General features: G+C 64.4%; 16 protein-coding genes. 9 read left to right on the forward strand and 7 right to left on the reverse strand.

Annotated features, from left to right (window positions below; genetic code table 11):
• Window positions 1–4 precede the first annotated feature (4 nt).
• On the reverse strand, window positions 5–970 hold the full coding sequence (locus tag EJ069_RS05695; protein WP_126060469.1) for a hypothetical protein: 966 nt from the start codon (window positions 968–970) through the stop codon (window positions 5–7).
• Window positions 971–1141: 171 nt separating this feature from the next.
• Between EJ069_RS05695 and EJ069_RS05700 the strand changes: the two genes are divergently transcribed.
• Entirely contained in the window at window positions 1142–1726 is a 585-nt protein-coding gene (locus EJ069_RS05700; protein ID WP_126060470.1) for a nitroreductase, read from the forward strand.
• A gap of 139 nt (window positions 1727–1865) precedes the next feature.
• On the opposite strand, the gene EJ069_RS05705 is transcribed toward EJ069_RS05700, so the two are convergent.
• A complete protein-coding gene (locus EJ069_RS05705; RefSeq protein WP_126060471.1) occupies window positions 1866–2594 on the reverse strand; it encodes a TetR/AcrR family transcriptional regulator in 729 nt (242 codons plus the stop codon).
• Window positions 2595–2731: 137 nt separating this feature from the next.
• Here EJ069_RS05705 and EJ069_RS05710 point away from each other — a divergent pair, with 137 nt between their 5' ends.
• Window positions 2732–3406 carry an isoprenylcysteine carboxylmethyltransferase family protein gene (locus EJ069_RS05710; RefSeq protein ID WP_126060472.1) on the forward strand — a complete coding sequence of 225 codons (675 nt, stop codon included), beginning with the start codon at window positions 2732–2734 and terminating at the stop codon, window positions 3404–3406.
• Window positions 3407–3408: 2 nt separating this feature from the next.
• Here EJ069_RS05710 and EJ069_RS05715 read toward each other — a convergent pair whose 3' ends face one another.
• Window positions 3409–4284: a CoA ester lyase gene (locus EJ069_RS05715; RefSeq protein ID WP_126060473.1), complete on the reverse strand. Its 876-nt coding sequence runs from the start codon at window positions 4282–4284 to the stop codon at window positions 3409–3411.
• Window positions 4284–4736 (reverse strand): MaoC family dehydratase, encoded by a 453-nt coding sequence (locus EJ069_RS05720; RefSeq protein ID WP_126060474.1) that lies wholly within the window; start codon window positions 4734–4736, stop codon window positions 4284–4286. Before EJ069_RS05720 ends, EJ069_RS05715 begins: the two co-directional genes overlap by 1 nt.
• A 151-nt stretch (window positions 4737–4887) precedes the next feature.
• Here EJ069_RS05720 and EJ069_RS05725 point away from each other — a divergent pair, with 151 nt between their 5' ends.
• Window positions 4888–6009 (forward strand): DUF2336 domain-containing protein, encoded by a 1122-nt coding sequence (locus EJ069_RS05725; protein WP_126060475.1) that lies wholly within the window; start codon window positions 4888–4890, stop codon window positions 6007–6009.
• A 13-nt stretch (window positions 6010–6022) separates the two neighbouring features.
• On the opposite strand, the gene EJ069_RS05730 is transcribed toward EJ069_RS05725, so the two are convergent.
• The 3 genes from EJ069_RS05730 to parE form a co-directional block, all read right to left on the reverse strand.
• Window positions 6023–6460 (reverse strand): VOC family protein, encoded by a 438-nt coding sequence (locus EJ069_RS05730; RefSeq protein WP_126060476.1) that lies wholly within the window; start codon window positions 6458–6460, stop codon window positions 6023–6025.
• Between the two features lie 81 nt (window positions 6461–6541).
• On the reverse strand, window positions 6542–8623 hold the full coding sequence (locus tag EJ069_RS05735) for an FUSC family protein (RefSeq protein WP_126060477.1): 2082 nt from the start codon (window positions 8621–8623) through the stop codon (window positions 6542–6544).
• A gap of 40 nt (window positions 8624–8663) precedes the next feature.
• On the reverse strand, window positions 8664–10718 hold the full coding sequence (gene parE / locus EJ069_RS05740) for a DNA topoisomerase IV subunit B (protein WP_126060478.1): 2055 nt from the start codon (window positions 10716–10718) through the stop codon (window positions 8664–8666).
• A 255-nt stretch (window positions 10719–10973) separates the two neighbouring features.
• Here parE and cpaB point away from each other — a divergent pair, with 255 nt between their 5' ends.
• The 6 genes from cpaB (at window position 10974) to EJ069_RS05770 (ending at window position 17253) form a co-directional block, all read left to right on the forward strand.
• Window positions 10974–11894, forward strand: coding sequence for a Flp pilus assembly protein CpaB (cpaB, locus tag EJ069_RS05745; protein ID WP_126060479.1), 921 nt, complete (start codon window positions 10974–10976; stop codon window positions 11892–11894).
• 101 nt (window positions 11895–11995) lie between these two features.
• Entirely contained in the window at window positions 11996–13360 is a 1365-nt protein-coding gene (locus EJ069_RS05750; RefSeq protein WP_245456624.1) for a type II and III secretion system protein family protein, read from the forward strand.
• 4 nt (window positions 13361–13364) lie between these two features.
• Window positions 13365–13637 carry a hypothetical protein gene (locus EJ069_RS05755; protein WP_126060481.1) on the forward strand — a complete coding sequence of 91 codons (273 nt, stop codon included), beginning with the start codon at window positions 13365–13367 and terminating at the stop codon, window positions 13635–13637.
• Window positions 13638–13650: 13 nt separating this feature from the next.
• On the forward strand, window positions 13651–14865 hold the full coding sequence (locus EJ069_RS05760) for a response regulator/pilus assembly protein (RefSeq protein ID WP_126060482.1): 1215 nt from the start codon (window positions 13651–13653) through the stop codon (window positions 14863–14865).
• A complete protein-coding gene (locus EJ069_RS05765; protein WP_126060483.1) occupies window positions 14862–16283 on the forward strand; it encodes a CpaF family protein in 1422 nt (473 codons plus the stop codon). Before EJ069_RS05760 ends, EJ069_RS05765 begins: the two co-directional genes overlap by 4 nt.
• Window positions 16284–16287: 4 nt before the next feature.
• The gene (locus tag EJ069_RS05770; RefSeq protein ID WP_126060484.1) at window positions 16288–17253 is read left to right on the forward strand and encodes a type II secretion system F family protein; all 966 of its coding nucleotides are present in this window, start codon (window positions 16288–16290) and stop codon (window positions 17251–17253) included.

Below are 17253 nucleotides of genomic sequence, written 5' to 3' on the forward strand. Positions count from 1 at the left end.
TGTATCAGTCCGCGCCTTCTTCGGGATCGATGGCCGAGGACTCGTTGGCAACGACCTCGATTTCCTGGTTTTGGCCGGCGACCACCGTGAAATCCTTCTGGTAGATGCGGTCGCGATTCTTGGCGATGATGGTGTACTGGCCCTCGGCCAGCACCATTGAGGCGAAGGCGCCGACCGCTTCCTTGATCGGGTCGCCGCTCTCGTTGAGCAACGACCAGGACGTGTCGGCGATGGCTTCGCCGCCGGGCTCGCGCACCAGCTTCATCGTCATCTCAGCCGCCCGGTGCTCGACGGTTGCCTCGGTCAGCTTGCCGGCCTCGACGCGGATATCGGAGCGGATCACGGCGTTGACCGCGCCATAGGTGGAGACGACGTGATAGGTGCCGGCGTTCAGCCGCACCACGGTGTTCGGCGCCACGTCGGGGGCGATCAGCGCGCGGTCGCCATTGGCGGCGGGATGGTCTTCATAGATCGAGAAGCGCAGTTTCTTCGACTGGATTGGGGCGCCGCCCGATGTCACCGCGTCGAGCTTGAGGCCGCCGGCGTCGAGCACCAGGCTCTCGTGCCTGGCGTCCTTGCCGACAGTGATGCGCTTGGTGGCGCCGGCGCGCCCATAGGAGGCGTGGACGAGATAGCTGCCGGGGTCGAGCTGGAACACGGCCGTGCCGCCATGGGCGGACGCCACCATCGGAAGCTTGCCGTCGCTGGACGGCTGCGGCTTGAACACCCGCCAGACGATGCCGCGGGTGATGTCGGCCCCCTTGTCGGTCAGTTGCGCCGACAGGGTGATGGCGCCGCCATTGCCGAACGCCAGCGGTGCTCCTGTCTTCGGCGTCGCGTAGCTCGAAATGCCCGGAAGCTTGAGGTCGCCGACATCGTTGGCGTTCTGGGCCAGCGCGAAGGAAACCGGCACCGCGAACAACGCAGCGACGAGTGCGATCACGAAAAGGCGCAGGGTCCCCTCAAACATGCCTTGCGTTGAAGCCCAAGGCGGTGGCAATTTCAAGGCCTAGAAGTGCGTCGCGCTGCGCGGCGGCTTCTTATCCGGCGCAAAACGCCACCGCCCGAGCCGCCCGACCTCCCGATGGCGCGCTTCAGCTCAAAATTGAATACTATGGAATGCTTAGGAGATTTGGCCCCCATGGCGTCGCCGATCATCGACTTCCTGCTCACCCGCAATTCCGCGCCGATCCCGGACCTCAAGGAGCCGGCGCCGAGCGATGCCGAGATCGCGACGATGATCGCGGCTGCCTCGCGCGTTCCCGACCATGGCAGGCTCGAGCCCTGGCGCTTCATCCTCTACCGCGGCGAGGCGCGCGTCGAGATCGGCAAGAAGCTGGCAGCACTTGCCGAGCAGCGCGAGGGGCCGTTGCCGGAGGGCAGGCGCAACCAGGAACTGGCGCGCTTCTCTCGTGCGCCGCTGGTGATCGGCGTCGTGTCGGTGCCGAGGGAGAACCCGAAGATCCCGCAATGGGAGATGTTCCTGTCCGGCGGCATGGCAGCCATGAACCTGATGATCGCGGCGAACGCGCTGGGCTACGGCACCAACATGATCAGCAACTGGTACTCCGATGTGCCGGAGGGCAGGGCGATCCTCGGGCTCTCGCCGCAGGAGCGCGTTATCGGCTTCGTCCATATCGGTTCCTATCAGGGGCCGGCGCCGGAGCGGCCGCGGCCCGATCCAGCCAAGCTCTATGCCGATTACGCCGGTCCCTGGGCGGGGTGAGCGGCCTAAAGCGCGTCGCGATCTTTCAGATTCGCTCCGTGCGCTTTAGGTTTTGATTTTACGCATGTCTTTATCCCGAAACCGGTTCCCACTTTCGGGAGACATGCTTTAGGGACGCCGCGAAGGAGTGTGGGACAGTTCACGCTCCTTCGATGCGCCCGCCGAGGGCAGGATTGGCACGGCGCGCTGTCATGACAGCGCGCACGTAGCCGGGCTCACCGATCCGGATGCTGCCGTCCGACAGGCCCAGGATGCGGTCAAGCGCGATCTCGTAGAGCCTGACACGCCTTTCCAGGGCCTCGATCGCGATGTCCATGTCGGCATCGCTGCCGCCGGCGAACGCCTTGGCGATCACGTCGTGCGTGGCCAGGCCGAACTGCATGACGATGTCGGCAACGCCTTCGGGATCGAAAGTCCGGAATGTTCCGTCGTCGACGCCCTGGCGGATGATCTCCACCAGGATCGGCGAGAAGGACTTGCTCGCCGCCAGATTGATGCGGTGGAACAGCACCAGGTTTTCCGGCCGGAACATTGTCTCGAACAGCGCCCATGCTTCCGCCGCGGTCTCGACCTTGGCCTGGCGCGACTGCGCGAGGAGCGCGTTCAGGCGCCCGAGCGGATCGAGGTCCGGATCGTCGAGGATCTTCTGGACACCGGCCAGCGCCTGCCTGGCGAAACGCTCGGCCAATGCCTCCAGCAGCGCCTCCTTGGAAGCGAAGTAGTGATAGAAGGCACCCTTCGAGACGCCGGCGGCCGCGATGACGTCGTTGAGGCTCGCTTTGTCGTAGCCATGCGTCAGGAACAGGGCCTGGGCATGGTCCAACAGTTCTTCGCGCCTGATTTCCGGATGCTTGATGATGCGAGGCATGGCGAAACCTTGTGCATGCGGCGGCCGTTCTCGTCCAGAGTGCCGGGTGTGCCTTGAGTTATAGACCGTCGGTCGGTATAATAGACCACTGGTCGGATTCCGCCAAATCGCGGGCGGCATGTCATGGAAGGTTGGTCATGATCTCGAGATTGGTTCTCCAGACATTCGTGTGGTTCGGTGTGATGGGCGCGCTGATGTTCCTGTCCGCAGGAACGCTGCACTGGTGGGGAGCCTGGGTGTACATAGTCGTGATGGTCGGACTGAGCCTTACCATGGGCGTGGCGCTCGCCCGGCGCGATCCAGGCCTGATGAACGAACGCCTCCGCCCTCCGATCCAGAAGACCCAGACAGCCGCGGACAAGATAGTGCTGAGCATATTGCTCATCGGCATTTTCGCATGGCTGGCCCTGATGGGGCTCGACTTCCGTTTCGGCTGGTCGGCAGCTCCTGTCTGGGTGCAGGCGATCGGGATGCTGGTCCTGCTCGTCGGCATCTGGATCTGCTATCTCACGATGCTGGAAAACAGTTTCGCGGCGCCTGTCGTGAAGATCCAGGACGAGCGTGGACAGAAGGTGATCACCACCGGTCCATACGGCTATGTCCGCCACCCCATGTATGCGGGCGCTATAGTCTATTTCGCCGGAACGGCGCTGGTGCTTGGCTCCTGGTGGGGGCTGGCATCGGTGCTCGTCTTCATCGTCCTGCTCGCCATCCGCACCTTCATCGAGGAAAAGACTTTGCGGACCGGCCTGCGGGGATACGACGATTACGCCGCGCGCGTTCGCTACAAGCTGATCCCGATGGTCTGGTAATCTCAGGTGCCCGACGCCTTGGCGCGGGCCAGCAAACGCTCCGCCAGGCGCAGATGCGGCCGGTCATACATCTTGCCGTCGATGCCGACGACGCCCGGGTTTCCCGCCGCGGCGAAGGCGTTGACGATCGCCTGCGACCGCTCGACCGCTTCGGCGGAGGGCGTGAAGGCGGTGTTGATGACCGGCACCTGCGCCGGATGGATCGCCATCTTGCCGGTGAAGCCGTCGCGCTCGGCCTCGCGGCATTCAGTCTCGAAGGCGGCCATGTCGCGGAAATCGGGAAAGACGGTGTCGATAGCAGCGACTTCCGCCGCTCCGGCCGCCAGAATGGTCATGCTGCGCGCCAAGCGGAACACGTCGGTATAGCGGCCGTCCTCGTCGCGGGCCGTCCGCGCGCCGATCGCGGCAGACAAGTCCTCCGCGCCCCAGGTCAGGCCGGCGAGCCGCGCGCTTGCCCCGGCATAGCTCGCCGCAGCAAGCACGCCGGACGCGGTCTCGGTGATGATCGGCAGGATTCTCATGGCGCCATCCGGCAGTCCGTTTTCGGCCTCATGCACCCGAAGCTTCGCCGCGAGCTGCTGGACATCCTGCCCGCTGTTCGACTTGGGCAGCATGATGCCGTCGGGCTTTGCCGGCACGAGGGCTGCGAGGTCGTCGTCGGTGAGTCCGGTGGACAGGTCGTTGACCCGGACATAGACGGCGGGACCCGTCCGGCGCCTTTGGTTCGAGATGAAGCCAGCCGCGACCGCGCGCGCCGCGCCCTTGTTCGCGGCGGCGACGGAGTCCTCGAGATCGACGATGACCACGTCGGCGCCGGCCTCGAATCCCTTTTCCAGCTTGCGCTCGGAATCGCCGGGCACGAACAGCAACGAGCGCATCAGGCCGCCTTCTTCAGCATCATCGCCTGCCTAGTGCATTTGGCGACAAGAACGTCGTTCTGATTATAGGCGCGGTGCTCGAACTCGACGATGCCGCGATCGGGCTTCGACTTGGACTCGCGCACGGAGACGACCGTCGTCTCGACCCGGATGGTGTCGCCATGGAAGACGGGGTGCGGGAACACCGTTTCCTTCATGCCGAGATTGGCGACCGTTGTGCCGACGGTGATGTCGTTCACCGAAATGCCGATCATGAGGCCGAGCGTGAACAGCGAGTTTACCAGCGGCTTGCCCCATTCGGTTTTCGCGGCGAAGTCGAAATCGATGTGCAAAGGCTGCGGGTTGAGCGTCATGACTGAAAACAGCATGTTGTCGCTCTCGGTCACGGTCTTGCGCAGCGTATGATGGAAGACATGGCCGACGACAAACTCTTCCAGATAAAGCCCGGCCATGATCCATCTCCTGCAATTTCACCGCTTGATAGGCGTTGGCTGCGTCTCCATCAAGCCGGTTAAGAAATATGGTGAACCGTTCGTAAACCATTTCCAGCCTACCGTTCACAACGGGGCCGGGGACATTCCGGCAAGGGCGTAGCTGGTCGGCATGGTTGTTTCGCACTTTCTAAAATGGATTGATACGGCAAGGGTTTCCGAGCGTGCCGCCGCCGCGAGCGCGCTGGCGCGAGCCTATATCAATTCCGATCTGCCGTTCGAGGATCGCTGCGCCGCCGAGGCGGCGCTGACGCTGCTTCTGGACGACGCTTCGTCAAAGGTACGCCAGGCGCTCGCCGAGGCGCTGTCGATGAGCCATCACGCGCCGCCGCAGGTGATCAGCGCCCTGGCCGCCGACCAGCCGGAAGTGGCGGCGCTGGTGCTGGCGCGTTCGCCGCTGCTTACCGATGCCGATCTGGTCGAGCGTATCGCCTGCGGCCAGAAAGCGACGCAGACGCTGATCGCCAACCGTCCGGTCGTCTCGATGTCGCTGGCGGCGGCAATCGCCGAGATCGGCGAGCCGGAAGCCTGCGCGGCTCTGGTCGGCAATAGCGGCGCGGAGATCGCTTCGCTCAGCTTCCGCCGCATGGCCGAGCGGCATGGCCACCTGCCGCTGATGCGCGAAGCGCTGATCGCGGATCGCCGCCTGCCGGCCGACTGTCGGCATATGCTGCTGGTCAAGCTCGGCGAGACCCTGAAAGGATCGCCGCTGGTGCTGGCGATGATGGGCGCGGCGCGCGCCGATCGCGTCATGCGCGATGCCTGCGTGAAGGCCTCGGTGACGCTGATCGAGGGAACCCGCATGGAAGAGCATGCCGCGCTGATCGAGCATCTGAGGCTGCGCGGCGACCTCACCGCCAGCTTCATCATCCGCACCATCGCGCATGGCAAGGTCGACTTCTTCGGTTCGGCTTTGGTGGCTTTGGCCCGACAGTCCGAGCAGCGGGTGACGGCGCTTCTGGCCGGCGGGCACGACGTGGCGCTGCAGGCGCTGTTCCGCAGCGCCGGACTTGCTCCGGCGACGCATGGCATCATCCTGCGCGCGCTGAAAGTCTGGCGCGAGGTCGCCAACGGCCGGCGTGTCGCCGGCGTGCAGGAAGTGAGCTGGCTGATGCTGAAGGAACTCGGCGGCCAATCGGCCGAGGGCGATCTTGCCGGACTGGTGAAGTCGATCCATCTCGACGCGCTGCGCGAAAACGCGCGCGGGCACGCGCTGGCGATTGCCGCGGCCTAGCGCTTATCGGGTCTCAACTGAGCTCCTGGGCAAGTCCGACAAGAAGCCCTTCAGGCCCACGGATGTAGCAGAGCCGATACACGTCCTTGTAGCGGACCACCTCGCCAACGAGCTCGGCACCGTGCTTGCGAAGCCTCTCCAGCGTGTCGTCGATGTCGTCCACGGCGAACATGACGCGGAGATAGCCTAGGGCGTTCACCGGGGCATTGCGGTGATCCGCCACGACCGATGGCCTGAGGAAGCGGGACAGTTCCAGCCGGCTGTGGCCGTCCGGCGTTCGCATCATGGCGATCCCGACATGCTGGTCGCCCAGTCCGGTGACACGTCCGGCCCATTCCCCTTCGATCGTGGCACGCCCTTCGAGTACAAGGCCGAGCTCGTGAAAGAAATCAACCGTCGCGTCGAGGTCCTCGACGACGATACCGATGTTGTCCATTCGTTTGAGCGCCATCTGTCCACCTAAGTATCGACCAGTCTGATAAGGGACCTTTCGGATCCGGTCCGACCTGAAACGCGACATGTCCCTATTTGTTCAGGCACGACCCTTTGCAAAGAAATCCGGATAGTCCTCCATCGCCGCGGCAATGATGCGCAGCGAGGCGGCGATCCGCAGCATTTCGAGCCGATCGCTGCGTTCGCCAATGCTGGCCGCATATTGCCTTGCCACCGCGATGGTCGCGGTCTGCGGCTCGCCCGGCCGCCGGAACAACAATTCACGCGCCAGGCCGCGCAGGAAATTGCCGATGGATTCGACTGTCTCGCGCGGCACGGCGGAGTCCAGTTGCGCATGGCGCAGCCGCAGCACCTCCAATCCAACGGTGACGGCGGCGATGCTGCCGCCAAGAATGGGGTCGCCCCTGCGGCCCGTTCGCTGCACCTGCGGCATCAACTGGTTGATCCGGTCATAGGCGAGGCTTTCGAAAGCCGAACGCCGAGGTATCCGCTCATGCAGGCAAAGCCGCGCCAGATCCTCGCGCATCGCCTGCGAGATACGCTCCACGGTGACCCAAGGGTCGGCGGGCAGCACGACGATGAAGACGCCGATGGCGATCAGAATGCCGACCAGGATCGAGGCCGAGCCCGCGAAGAACGGCCCGGGATCATAGATCATCTGCTGATGCGGGCTGAGGAAGGCGAGGAAGTTGATGGCGAAAGCGGTGGCGACGCCGACATGGCGTGGATTGGCCATGCCGAGCGCCGCAGGCACCAGGATCGGCACGACGAAGAGCATGAACCAGCCGAAGCCCGGCAGCGCCGGCAGCGCGACCTGGCCGACCAGAAAGGCAAAAGGCAGCGCGATCAGCGTGCCGGTGAAGAAACCCCAGGCCGACTGCACGGGATCGGGACGCGTCGCGAACAGGCTGGAGACCACCGCGACGAGGATGACGGTGCCGGCCGCTTCCGACCATTTGGTCGTCAACCAGAAGACGGCGACGAGCAGCGTCGCGAGCGCGGCGCGCACGGCGTTGCGCCACGCGGCCTGATAGTCGCGGTGGACGACCAGCGCCGGCTGGCTTCGCTCATTCGATTTCCGGGAGACTGGCGAGCGAAGCGCATCGAGGCCGTCCAACACCTGTTTCAGCGCTTCGGCAAAATCACCGGCAATGGTGAGGCGAGTGATGGTGCCCACCTTGTCCTCGGCGGCATCGTTTGCACCGGCATCGTCGGGAAGGGCCGGCACCTCTCTGGCCTTGCCCGCGATCGCGTCGAGCCGCGCCACCCAAGGGCCCGTGTCGTCGAGCGCGCCGGGTGTCGCCGCCAGCTCGCCGACAAAGGCTTTCAAGTCGCGTCGCATCGGGATGAGCGCCGCATTCTTTGGCGCGCGGTGGCTGTGCAGCGTGCGCGCCGCCGACAGCGCCCACAGAAGCTGACCGATGGTGCGCCGCACCGGGTGGGCGCGGGGGGCGAAGCTCGGCGCTTCCAGGCGCGCATAGGTGCGCATTTCAGCGAGCGTCTGGGCGTCCGTGATCAGCTTTCGCTGGAGCGCGGCAAGGCTTGCCGGATCGCCGCCGGAAAAGGCGCCGCCGGCATATTCGGCGAGGTCGAGGATGCTGCGCTTCAGCCGGGAGATGATGGCGTCGGCCGCGAGCTTCGGCAGGATCAGCCGGCTGGTGACGCCGGCGCATAGGATGCCGAGCACGATCTCGGCGCAGCGCGCAATGGCGAGATCGACAACGACGATCGGTTGGCCGAGCGCCGGCAGGCTGATGATCATCGCCGTGTAGCCGGCAAGCGCCGCGCCATAGGCCTCCGGGTTGCGCAACAGCGAGGATACGAGCGTGCAGATGCCGACCCAGAGCGCCAGGACTGTGATCAGCAGCCAGGGATTGGCGCCGGACAGGGATGTTATGCCGATCGCGGCCAGGCCGCCGGCCAGTGTGCCGAGCAGCCGGTAGAAGCCCTTCGCCAGCACCATTCCGGCCACCGGCTGGGCAACGATGAACACCGTCATCATCGCCCATTGCGGATGGTCGAGCTTCAGCGCGTAGGCGGCAAGCAGCGCGATCAGCCCGGCCGAAACCGTGCGCAAGGCAAAGATCCAGTCCGAACGGGTCGGCTGCGTCAGACCGCTTAACGATGTCTCGACAAGCTCTTTCAGACGCGTCCAGGTCACATTCGTCTCCGTACAGGAGCCTTTATGGACCCTTCCGCGATCAGATATCCAGCACGTCCGTCTCGGCGAATTCGGCGCGCTCCTGGATGAAGCGGAAACGCGCTTCGGGCTTGGTGCCCATCAGCGCGTCGACGGCATCCTTGGTGGCCTGCTCGGCGTCGATCACGTCTACCCGCAGAAGCGTGCGCTTCTTCGGATCCATCGTGGTCTCCTTGAGCTGCGAGGCCATCATCTCGCCCAGGCCCTTGAAGCGGCCGATCTCGACCTTGCCGCGTCCGGTGAATTCGGTGCGCAGCAATTCGTCCTTATGCGCGTCGTCGCGGGCGTAGCCGACCTTGCCGCCCTGCCGGATCGAATAGAGCGGCGGCACGGCCATGTAGAGATGGCCGCCGCGGATCAGGTTCGGCATCTCCTGGTAGAAGAAGGTGATCAACAGGGAAGCAATATGCGCGCCGTCGACGTCGGCGTCGGTCATGATGATCACGCGGTCGTAGCGCAGGTCCTCGTCGCGGTACTTCGAGCGCGTGCCGCAGCCGAGCGCCTGGATGAGGTCGGAGATCTGCTGGTTGGCGGCAAGCTTGTCGTTGCCGGCGCTGGCGACGTTGAGGATCTTGCCGCGCAACGGCAGCACCGCCTGGCTGGCGCGGTCGCGCGCCTGCTTGGCCGAGCCGCCGGCCGAGTCGCCCTCGACGATGAAGATCTCGGCGCCGGCGGCCGCGTTCTGCGTGCAGTCGGCGAGCTTGCCCGGAAGGCGCAGCTTGCGCACGGCGCTTTTGCGCGAGACTTCCTTTTCCTGGCGGCGGCGCACGCGCTCGTCTGCGCGCGCGATGACCCATTCGAGAAGCTTCGAGGCTTCCTGCGGATTGTCGGCAAGCCAATGGTCGAACGGGTCGCGGATGGCGTTTTCGACGATGCGCATCGCCTCGATGGTCGCCAGCCTGTCCTTGGTCTGGCCGACGAATTCCGGCTCGCGGATGAACACCGACAGCATGCCGGCGGCCGAGATCATCACGTCCTCGGTGGTGATGATCGAGGCGCGCTTGTTGCCGATCAGGTCGGCATAGGCGCGCAATCCGCGCGCCAGCACGTTGCGGAAGCCGGCCTCATGCGTGCCGCCTTCGGGAGTTGGAATCGTATTGCAGTAGGAGTTGAGGAACCCGTCGCCGCCGAACCAGGTCACCGCCCATTCCAGCGAACCGTGGCCACCCTGCTTGTCGCTCTTGCCGGCAAAAACCTCGCGCGTGACCTGGAACTCGTCGCCCAGCGTCGCCTTGAGATAGTCCTTCAGGCCGCCGGGGAAATGAAACTCGGCCTTGGCCGGCGTCTGGTCTTTCTCCTTGATCAGCGACGGATCGCATGTCCAGCGGATCTCGACACCGCCGAACAGATAGGCTTTCGAGCGCGCCATGCGATAAAGCCGCGCCGGCTCGAAGGCCGCGCCCTTGCCGAAGATCTGCTCGTCGGGGTGAAAGCGGGTCCTCGTGCCGCGGCGGTTATGAACCTCGCCCAGATGCTCGAGGCCGCTGATCGGGACGCCGCGGGAAAAACGCTGACGGTAGAGCTGGCGGCCGCGCGCGACCTCGACCTCGAGGTGGTCGGACAGCGCGTTGACGACCGAAACACCGACGCCGTGCAGGCCGCCGGAGGTCTCATAGACCTTGGAGTCGAACTTGCCGCCCGAATGCAGCGTCGTCATGATGACTTCGAGCGCCGGCTTCTTGAATTTTGGATGCGGATCGACCGGGATGCCGCGGCCATTGTCGGTGACGGTCAGGAAGCCGTCGGCGGAAAGCTCGACATCGATGAAGGTGGCGTGGCCGGCCACGGCTTCGTCCATCGAATTGTCGATGACCTCGGCGAACAGATGGTGCATCGCCTTGTCGTCGGTGCCGCCGATGTACATGCCCGGACGGCGCCGCACCGGCTCGAGACCCTCCAGCACCTCGATATCGGCGGCGCTGTAGCTTTCGCTGCCGTCGCGGGCGGCGGTCGAGCGCTTCGCGGCCTGCACCAGCGGATCGGCGGGGCGCGAGGGGGCGCGCACCGGCTGTGCCTGCTTTTCCATCTTGCCGAAGAGATCGTTGCTGTCGTCCATGCTGGGCCTAGCGTCCGATAATGCGAATCACGGCTCGATACTGCCACGCTTTTGGCGGGCGAACGAGTTCCTGTTCCGTTCAGGGATCAAACTGTCTCTTATTCCAAAACCATTCGATAACCAAGCCGGCCGAAATAGGGCGATCGGCGGGTCACGGGATTCCTGATTCTTTAACATTAACGCCTAGCGTGGGGCCCAAACCAACAAAAGACCACGGGCGTCAGGGGTTTCGTTGTGCGGGGCAGGGCCATAACCATGATCGGTATCGCAGCCGTCTTCGGCGCGATCTCGATCTTTGCGGCGGATTTTTGGGTCAAGAGCCAGGCAAAGGCTCAGTCCGAGATCAAGGTGGTCACGGTCGAAGCTCCGCAGCAGCCCAAGGTCGAATTCAAGACCATCGTGGTGGCTCAAGCGCCGCTGCGCTATGGAATGGAGCTCGGACGGCCGCAGCTCGCCGAGATCCCGTGGCCGCAGGATTCGCTGCCGCAAGGCGCTTTCCCGACGATCGACAAGTTGTTTGCCGACGGCAGCCGCGTGGTGCTGTCGCCGATCGAGGTCAACGAACCGGTGCTGCTCACCAAACTGTCGGGACCGAACGGTCGCGCCACGCTTTCCAACATGCTGTCGCCGGGCATGCGGGCCGTCACCATCCGCACCGACGAAATTGCCGGTGTCGGTGGCTTCGTCACGCCGGGAGACCGGGTCGACGTCGTCCTGACGCGCGATGCGGGAGACATCCAGGAAGTATCCAAGAACGCGCAAGGGGCGGCCGGCTCGACGGTGACCTCCGAGATTGTGGTCTCCGACGCCAAGGTGCTTTCGGTCGGGCAGGGCGCCGACGAGCGCAAGACCGAGCCGCAGGTCGCCAATTCAGTGACCATCGAGGTGACCAACGAAGGGGCGCAGAAAGTGGCGCTCGCCCGCACCGTCGGCACCTTGTCGCTGTCGTTGCGGTCCGCGGCCGACGCCAGTGCCGGCAAAGGCGGCCTTACGACGATCTCTTCCTTCGGCGGTTCGGTTGCCGCAAACGCCGAGGCAAGTGCGGCCTCGCTCGTCAATGCGGTGACGAAGGACCAGGACGAGCCGAAATTCAGGACGGTGATCGTGACGCGCGGCGAGAAGGTCGAAGAATACAAGGTTCCTTCACGGGAACCGCCGCAGGAACTGCAGCAATAGCCGGTGGGGACCGGCGGGGACGGGGCAAGATGTTCGGGTTTGATGCATTTCGGACGACCGGGGGATGGCGTCTTCTCGGCGCGATCGCGCTCGCGGCAGCTATGCTTGGCGCCGCCGCGCCGGCAAGGGCGGGCAATGACGTCGTCTATGTCTCGGCGAACAAGAACGCCTCGATCAAGGTCGCCAAGGGCAAGCCGAAGACGATCATGACGAGCGCCGCCTTCTACCAGATCGTCATCGGAGATCCGGAGATCGCCAACGTCAACCCGCTGACCGACAAGTCCTTCTATGTGCTGGGCAACAATCTCGGCACCACTGGTATCGCCCTGTTCGACCAGAACAAGCAGCTTGTCGGCACCATCGACATCGAGGTGACGCTGGATACTGACCAGTTGGCCAGCACCATCCGCGCCAGCGTGCCCGACGCCAAGATCAAGGTGGGCTCGGCAAACGGCCGCGTCGTGCTGTCGGGCGAGGCCGAGGACGCGGTCGCCGCCGACAAGGCCAGCAAGATCGCCTCGCGCTTTTCCGGCAATGAGGAAGTCATCAATTCGGTGAATATCTCGTCGTCGCAGCAGGTGCAGCTCAACGTCCGCTTCGTCGAGATCAACCGCCAGGCCGGACAGGATCTCGGCGCCAAATACGCGGCCAATTTCGCTTATGGCATCGGCAACCGCAAAGTCGTGCTTAACCCGGACGGGGGAGATGTGCCGGCTGCCGGAACGGGCGAGATCATCGGCAGCCTGCTGTCCAACGGCTTGTCGATCGACATCGCCATCAAGGCGCTGGAGGAACGCGGCCTGGCGCGGCGGCTCGCGGAGCCGAACCTGATTGCCCGCTCTGGCCAAACGGCGAGCTTCCTTGCCGGCGGCGAGTTCCCGATCCCGGTTTCCGAGGACAATGGCAAGATCAGCGTCACCTACAAGAAGTATGGCGTCGGCCTCGATTTCACGCCGACGGTGCTGAAGGACGGGCTGGTGAGCCTCGACATCGCGCCGGAAGTGTCCTCGATCGACCCGTCCGCTTCCATCCAGGTCAGCAGCGGCATTTCCATTCCCGCCTTCATCGTGCGCCGCGCCAGGACATCGGTCGATCTCAAGAACGGCCAGAGCTTTATGATCGCGGGCCTTTTGCAGTCTCAAAACGACATTTTCACCTCGCGCCTTCCGGGGCTCGGCAAGCTGCCGGTCCTCGGTCCGCTGTTCTCCTCGAAATCCTATCAGCGGCGGGAGACCGATCTGGTGATCATCGTCACGCCTTATCTGGTCAAGCCGGTCGATCCGTCGAAGAAGATGGTCGAACCGACCGACGGCACCCGGCCGGCAAGCACCGCCGACTATTTCCTCAACAACACCGAGGAAGTGGACGCCTCGGCGCCGAAACGTCCGCTGGCATTCGCCGACGGCGGCGCCGCCCGCTCCGTATCGGCCACGTCCGGCCACTTCCTCGACCTGCCGAAGGACTAAGGCCATGCGCATCGCCCTTTGGACTGTTCTCTTGCTGACCGGGCTCGCCGCCGGCTGTACCAGCGACGACTATGTGCGCACCGAAGGGGTGACGCCGGGGGTCGGCAACGCGCAGGCATCCAACACCGCCATGCAGATGGTCGATCCGTGGAAGTACGGCGTCCAGAACACAAGGCTTCTCGTGCCGGCTCAACGTCCGGGTTCCGAGACTGTCGCCGTCGGCGCGAAAGCCGGCGCCGCGTCCGCGCCGACATCATCATCAACGACATCGAATTGATCGGCCGACAACGATGGCATCTGCTACCAAGACCAAGAAGATCCTGCTCGTTTCCACCGACAGGGCGTTCGTGCAGGACACGCGGACGGCTTTTGCGACCTCCGAGGTCATCGAGCTCCTGACGGTGGAAAAGAGCATCAACGAGCTGCGCGGCGAGGCCCTCGAGACCGATTTCGGCACCGTCATCGTCGACATGGACGCGGCCAAGCTCGAGGAGATCGAGTCGCTGCAGCGCGTCATGCGCCGGCTGGAAGGCAGCGTTCCCGTGGTCGTCGTCACCCAGGAATTCAACGCGGCGGCGGTGCGCATCCTCGTGCAGCTCAAGGTCGCCGACTTCCTGGTCAAGCCGATCACCACGGCAGACCTGGTGCGCTCGGTCATCCGGGCGTTGCAGGGGCCGGGGCGGGAAGAGAACACCGAGTCGCACATCTATACCTTCATGCCGGCCGCCGGCGGCGTCGGCACCACCACGCTCGCCCTGCAGACGGCCTTCCAACTGCATCATTCGGTGACGCGCGGCGCTTCGACCTGCGTGGTCGATCTGAATTTCCAGCAGGGCGCCTGCGCCGAATATCTCGACCTTGAGCCGCGCTTCGACATCACGGAAATCGAGAACCAGCCGGAGCGCCTCGACCGGCAACTGCTCGATGTGATGCTGTCGAAGCATGCGAGTGGCCTGTGCGTGCTCGCGGCGCCGACACGTCCCTCGGACATGCGCTCCTTCAAGACCGATGTGGTGGTTCGCATGCTCGATCTCGTGGCGGCTTACTTCGACAATGTCGTCATCGACATGCCGCGCACCTGGTTCCCCTGGACCGAGACGGTGCTCTTGGGTTCCAACAAGCTCTACATCGTCGCCGAGATGACGGTGCCGTGCCTGCGCCACACGCAGCGCCTCATCCAGGCCGTCTATGAGACCGCAGGCAAGGAAGTGAAGCCCAACGTCATCGTCAACCGCTTCGAGCAGAAGATGTTCGACAGCGGCATCAAGCAGGCCGATGTCCAGGAGATACTCGGCGAGCATTTCGTCGGCGGCATCTCCAACAATTACCGGCTGGTGCGCGAGGCAGTCGACCGCGGCGTGCCGCTGCACGCCATCGACCCCAACGCCAACGTCGTCAACGACCTGAAGAAGATCATCCTGCCGGAGGAGGCCGTCCAGACCACGGTCAAGTCGAAATCGCTGTTCGGCCTCAGCAAGGGCCTGCTGAAGAGGAAGGCCGGATGAACACTCGCTTTTCCAACCTGCAGAACCGCGACACTCGTCCGCAGCGGGCGCCGGAGCCCGCGCCTGTGGTGCACAATGCGGTGATCATCCCGACGACCCGCAAGCCGGCGCCGCCGAAGCCGGAAGCGGCGCCGGCAAAAAGCGCCAACAAGGTGCTCGATGCGCGCGTGCGCATCCATCGCATGCTGCTCGAGGAGATCAACCTGGTGGCGCTCGAGCGGCTGCCCAAGGACGAGATGCGCCGGCAGGTGCATGAATTCGTCTCGGAAAAGACACGCGAGGAGCGGATGGCGATCAACATCGCCGAGCTCGATGCGCTGGTCGACGACATCGTCGACGAGATGGTCGGCCTCGGCCCGCTGGAGCCGTTGCTCAAAGACCCTGAGATCAACGATATCCTGATCAATGGCCACCAGAACTGCTTCGTCGAAAAGCGCGGCAAGCTGCAGCAGGTCCACATCCCATTCAAGGATGAGGCGCATCTGCTTCGAATCATTAATAAAATCGTCGCGGCTGTCGGCCGCCGCGTCGATGAATCTCAGCCGATGGTCGACGCCCGCATGCTCGATGGCTCGCGCTTCAACGCGGCGATCCGCCCGGTCGGCGTCGACGGTCCGCTGGTGTCGATCCGCAAATTCTCCAAGAACAAGCTCGGCCTGCACAAGCTGGTCGAGTTCGGCGCCATTACCCAGAACATGGCCGAAGTGCTGGCGGCGGCGGTGCACGCCCGCAAGACCACGATCATCTCCGGCGGCACCGGCACCGGCAAGACGACGATGCTCAATGCCCTGTCGGCCTTCATCCCGGAAGACGAGCGCCTGATCACCATCGAGGACGCGGCCGAGCTGCAATTGCAGCAGCCGCATGTCGCGCGCATGGAGACGCGCCCGGCCAACATAGAGGGCCATGGCGAACTGAAGCAGCGCGACCTGGTCAAGAACGCGCTGCGCATGCGTCCCGACCGCGTCATCCTCGGCGAGTGCCGCGGCGAGGAAGCCTTCGACATGCTGCAGGCGATGAACACCGGCCATGAAGGCTCGATGGCCACCATCCATGCCAACACGCCGCGCGACGCGATCTCGCGTCTGGAACAGATGCTCGGCATGACCGGCATGCCGATGACGGTGCAGTCGATCCGCAGCCAGATCGCCAGCGCGCTCGACATCATCGTGCAGCTGACGCGCCTTTCCGACGGCAAGCGCAAGGTGACCAGCGTCGCCGAGGTAACCGGCATGGAAGGCGATGTCATCCAGATGCAGGAGATATTCCGCTTCGTGCGCACCGGCATGGAGGCGGACGGCAAGATCCTCGGCCACTTCGAGGCGACCGGCATCCGCCCGCGCTTCCTCGAGGACCTGCGCAACATGGGCATCGAATTCCCGGGCAAGTATTTCGAACCCGGCCGGCCGCAGGACTAGGCCGGTGTTCGAGGGATTCAGCCCGATCTATGTCGTATACGCAGCGGCGGCGCTCACCGGCATCATGATCGCGGAGGGCCTTTACCTGCTCTATGCCGGGCGCAGCGACAAGCGCACGGCGATCAACCGCCGCATGAAGCTCGCCGAGAACAAGATCAGCCAGGAGCAGGTGCTGATCCAACTGCGCAAGGAGCGCGGGATCGACGGCCGCAGCTCCGTCTTCTCCCTCGACCGTTTCCGCGTCCTGCGCACGCAGTCCGGCATGACCACGCCGTTGCCGAAGTTCCTGATGATCACATCGGGGGTCGCCTTCGCATTGGGGCTTCTCACGGTCTGGAAGGGCCTGCCGCTTCTGTTCGGCCTGATCCTTTTTCTCATATTGCTGCCGGTGCTGCCGGTGATGGTGATGCGCTTCATGCGCAAGCGCCGGCACAAGCGGTTCGGGATACAGTTGCCCGAGGCGCTGGAACTGATCACGCGCGGCTTGAAGGCCGGACATCCGGTGCCGGTGGCGATCGCCATGGTGGCGCGCGAAATGGCCGACCCGATCGGCACCGAGTTCGGCGTCGTCGCCGACGAGGTGACCTACGGCTCGGACCTCGTGTCGGCGCTGAATAATCTGTTCGACCGGGTGGGACATGAGGACCTGCCGCTCTTCGTCACTGCGGTGTCGATCCAGAGCAGTTCGGGCGGCAATCTGCGCGAGATCCTCGACGGCCTGTCCGCGACAATCCGCGAGCGCGGCAAGCTGCGCCGCAAGGTGCGCGCCATTTCGACCGAAGGCCGCATGTCTGCCTACATCCTGACCGCGGTGCCGGCGCTTCTGTTCACCGCCATCATGGTGCTGATGCCGCAATTCTACCAGGATGTCTGGGGCGAGCCGAAGACCTGGTACATGCTGAGCGGGGCGATCTTCTGGCTGCTGCTCGGCAACGCCATCATGTTCAAGATGTCGAATTTCAGGTTCTGA

The sequence above is a fragment of the Mesorhizobium sp. M2A.F.Ca.ET.043.05.1.1 genome, assembly GCF_003952445.1.
In the GTDB taxonomy this organism is placed as follows: domain Bacteria; phylum Pseudomonadota; class Alphaproteobacteria; order Rhizobiales; family Rhizobiaceae; genus Mesorhizobium.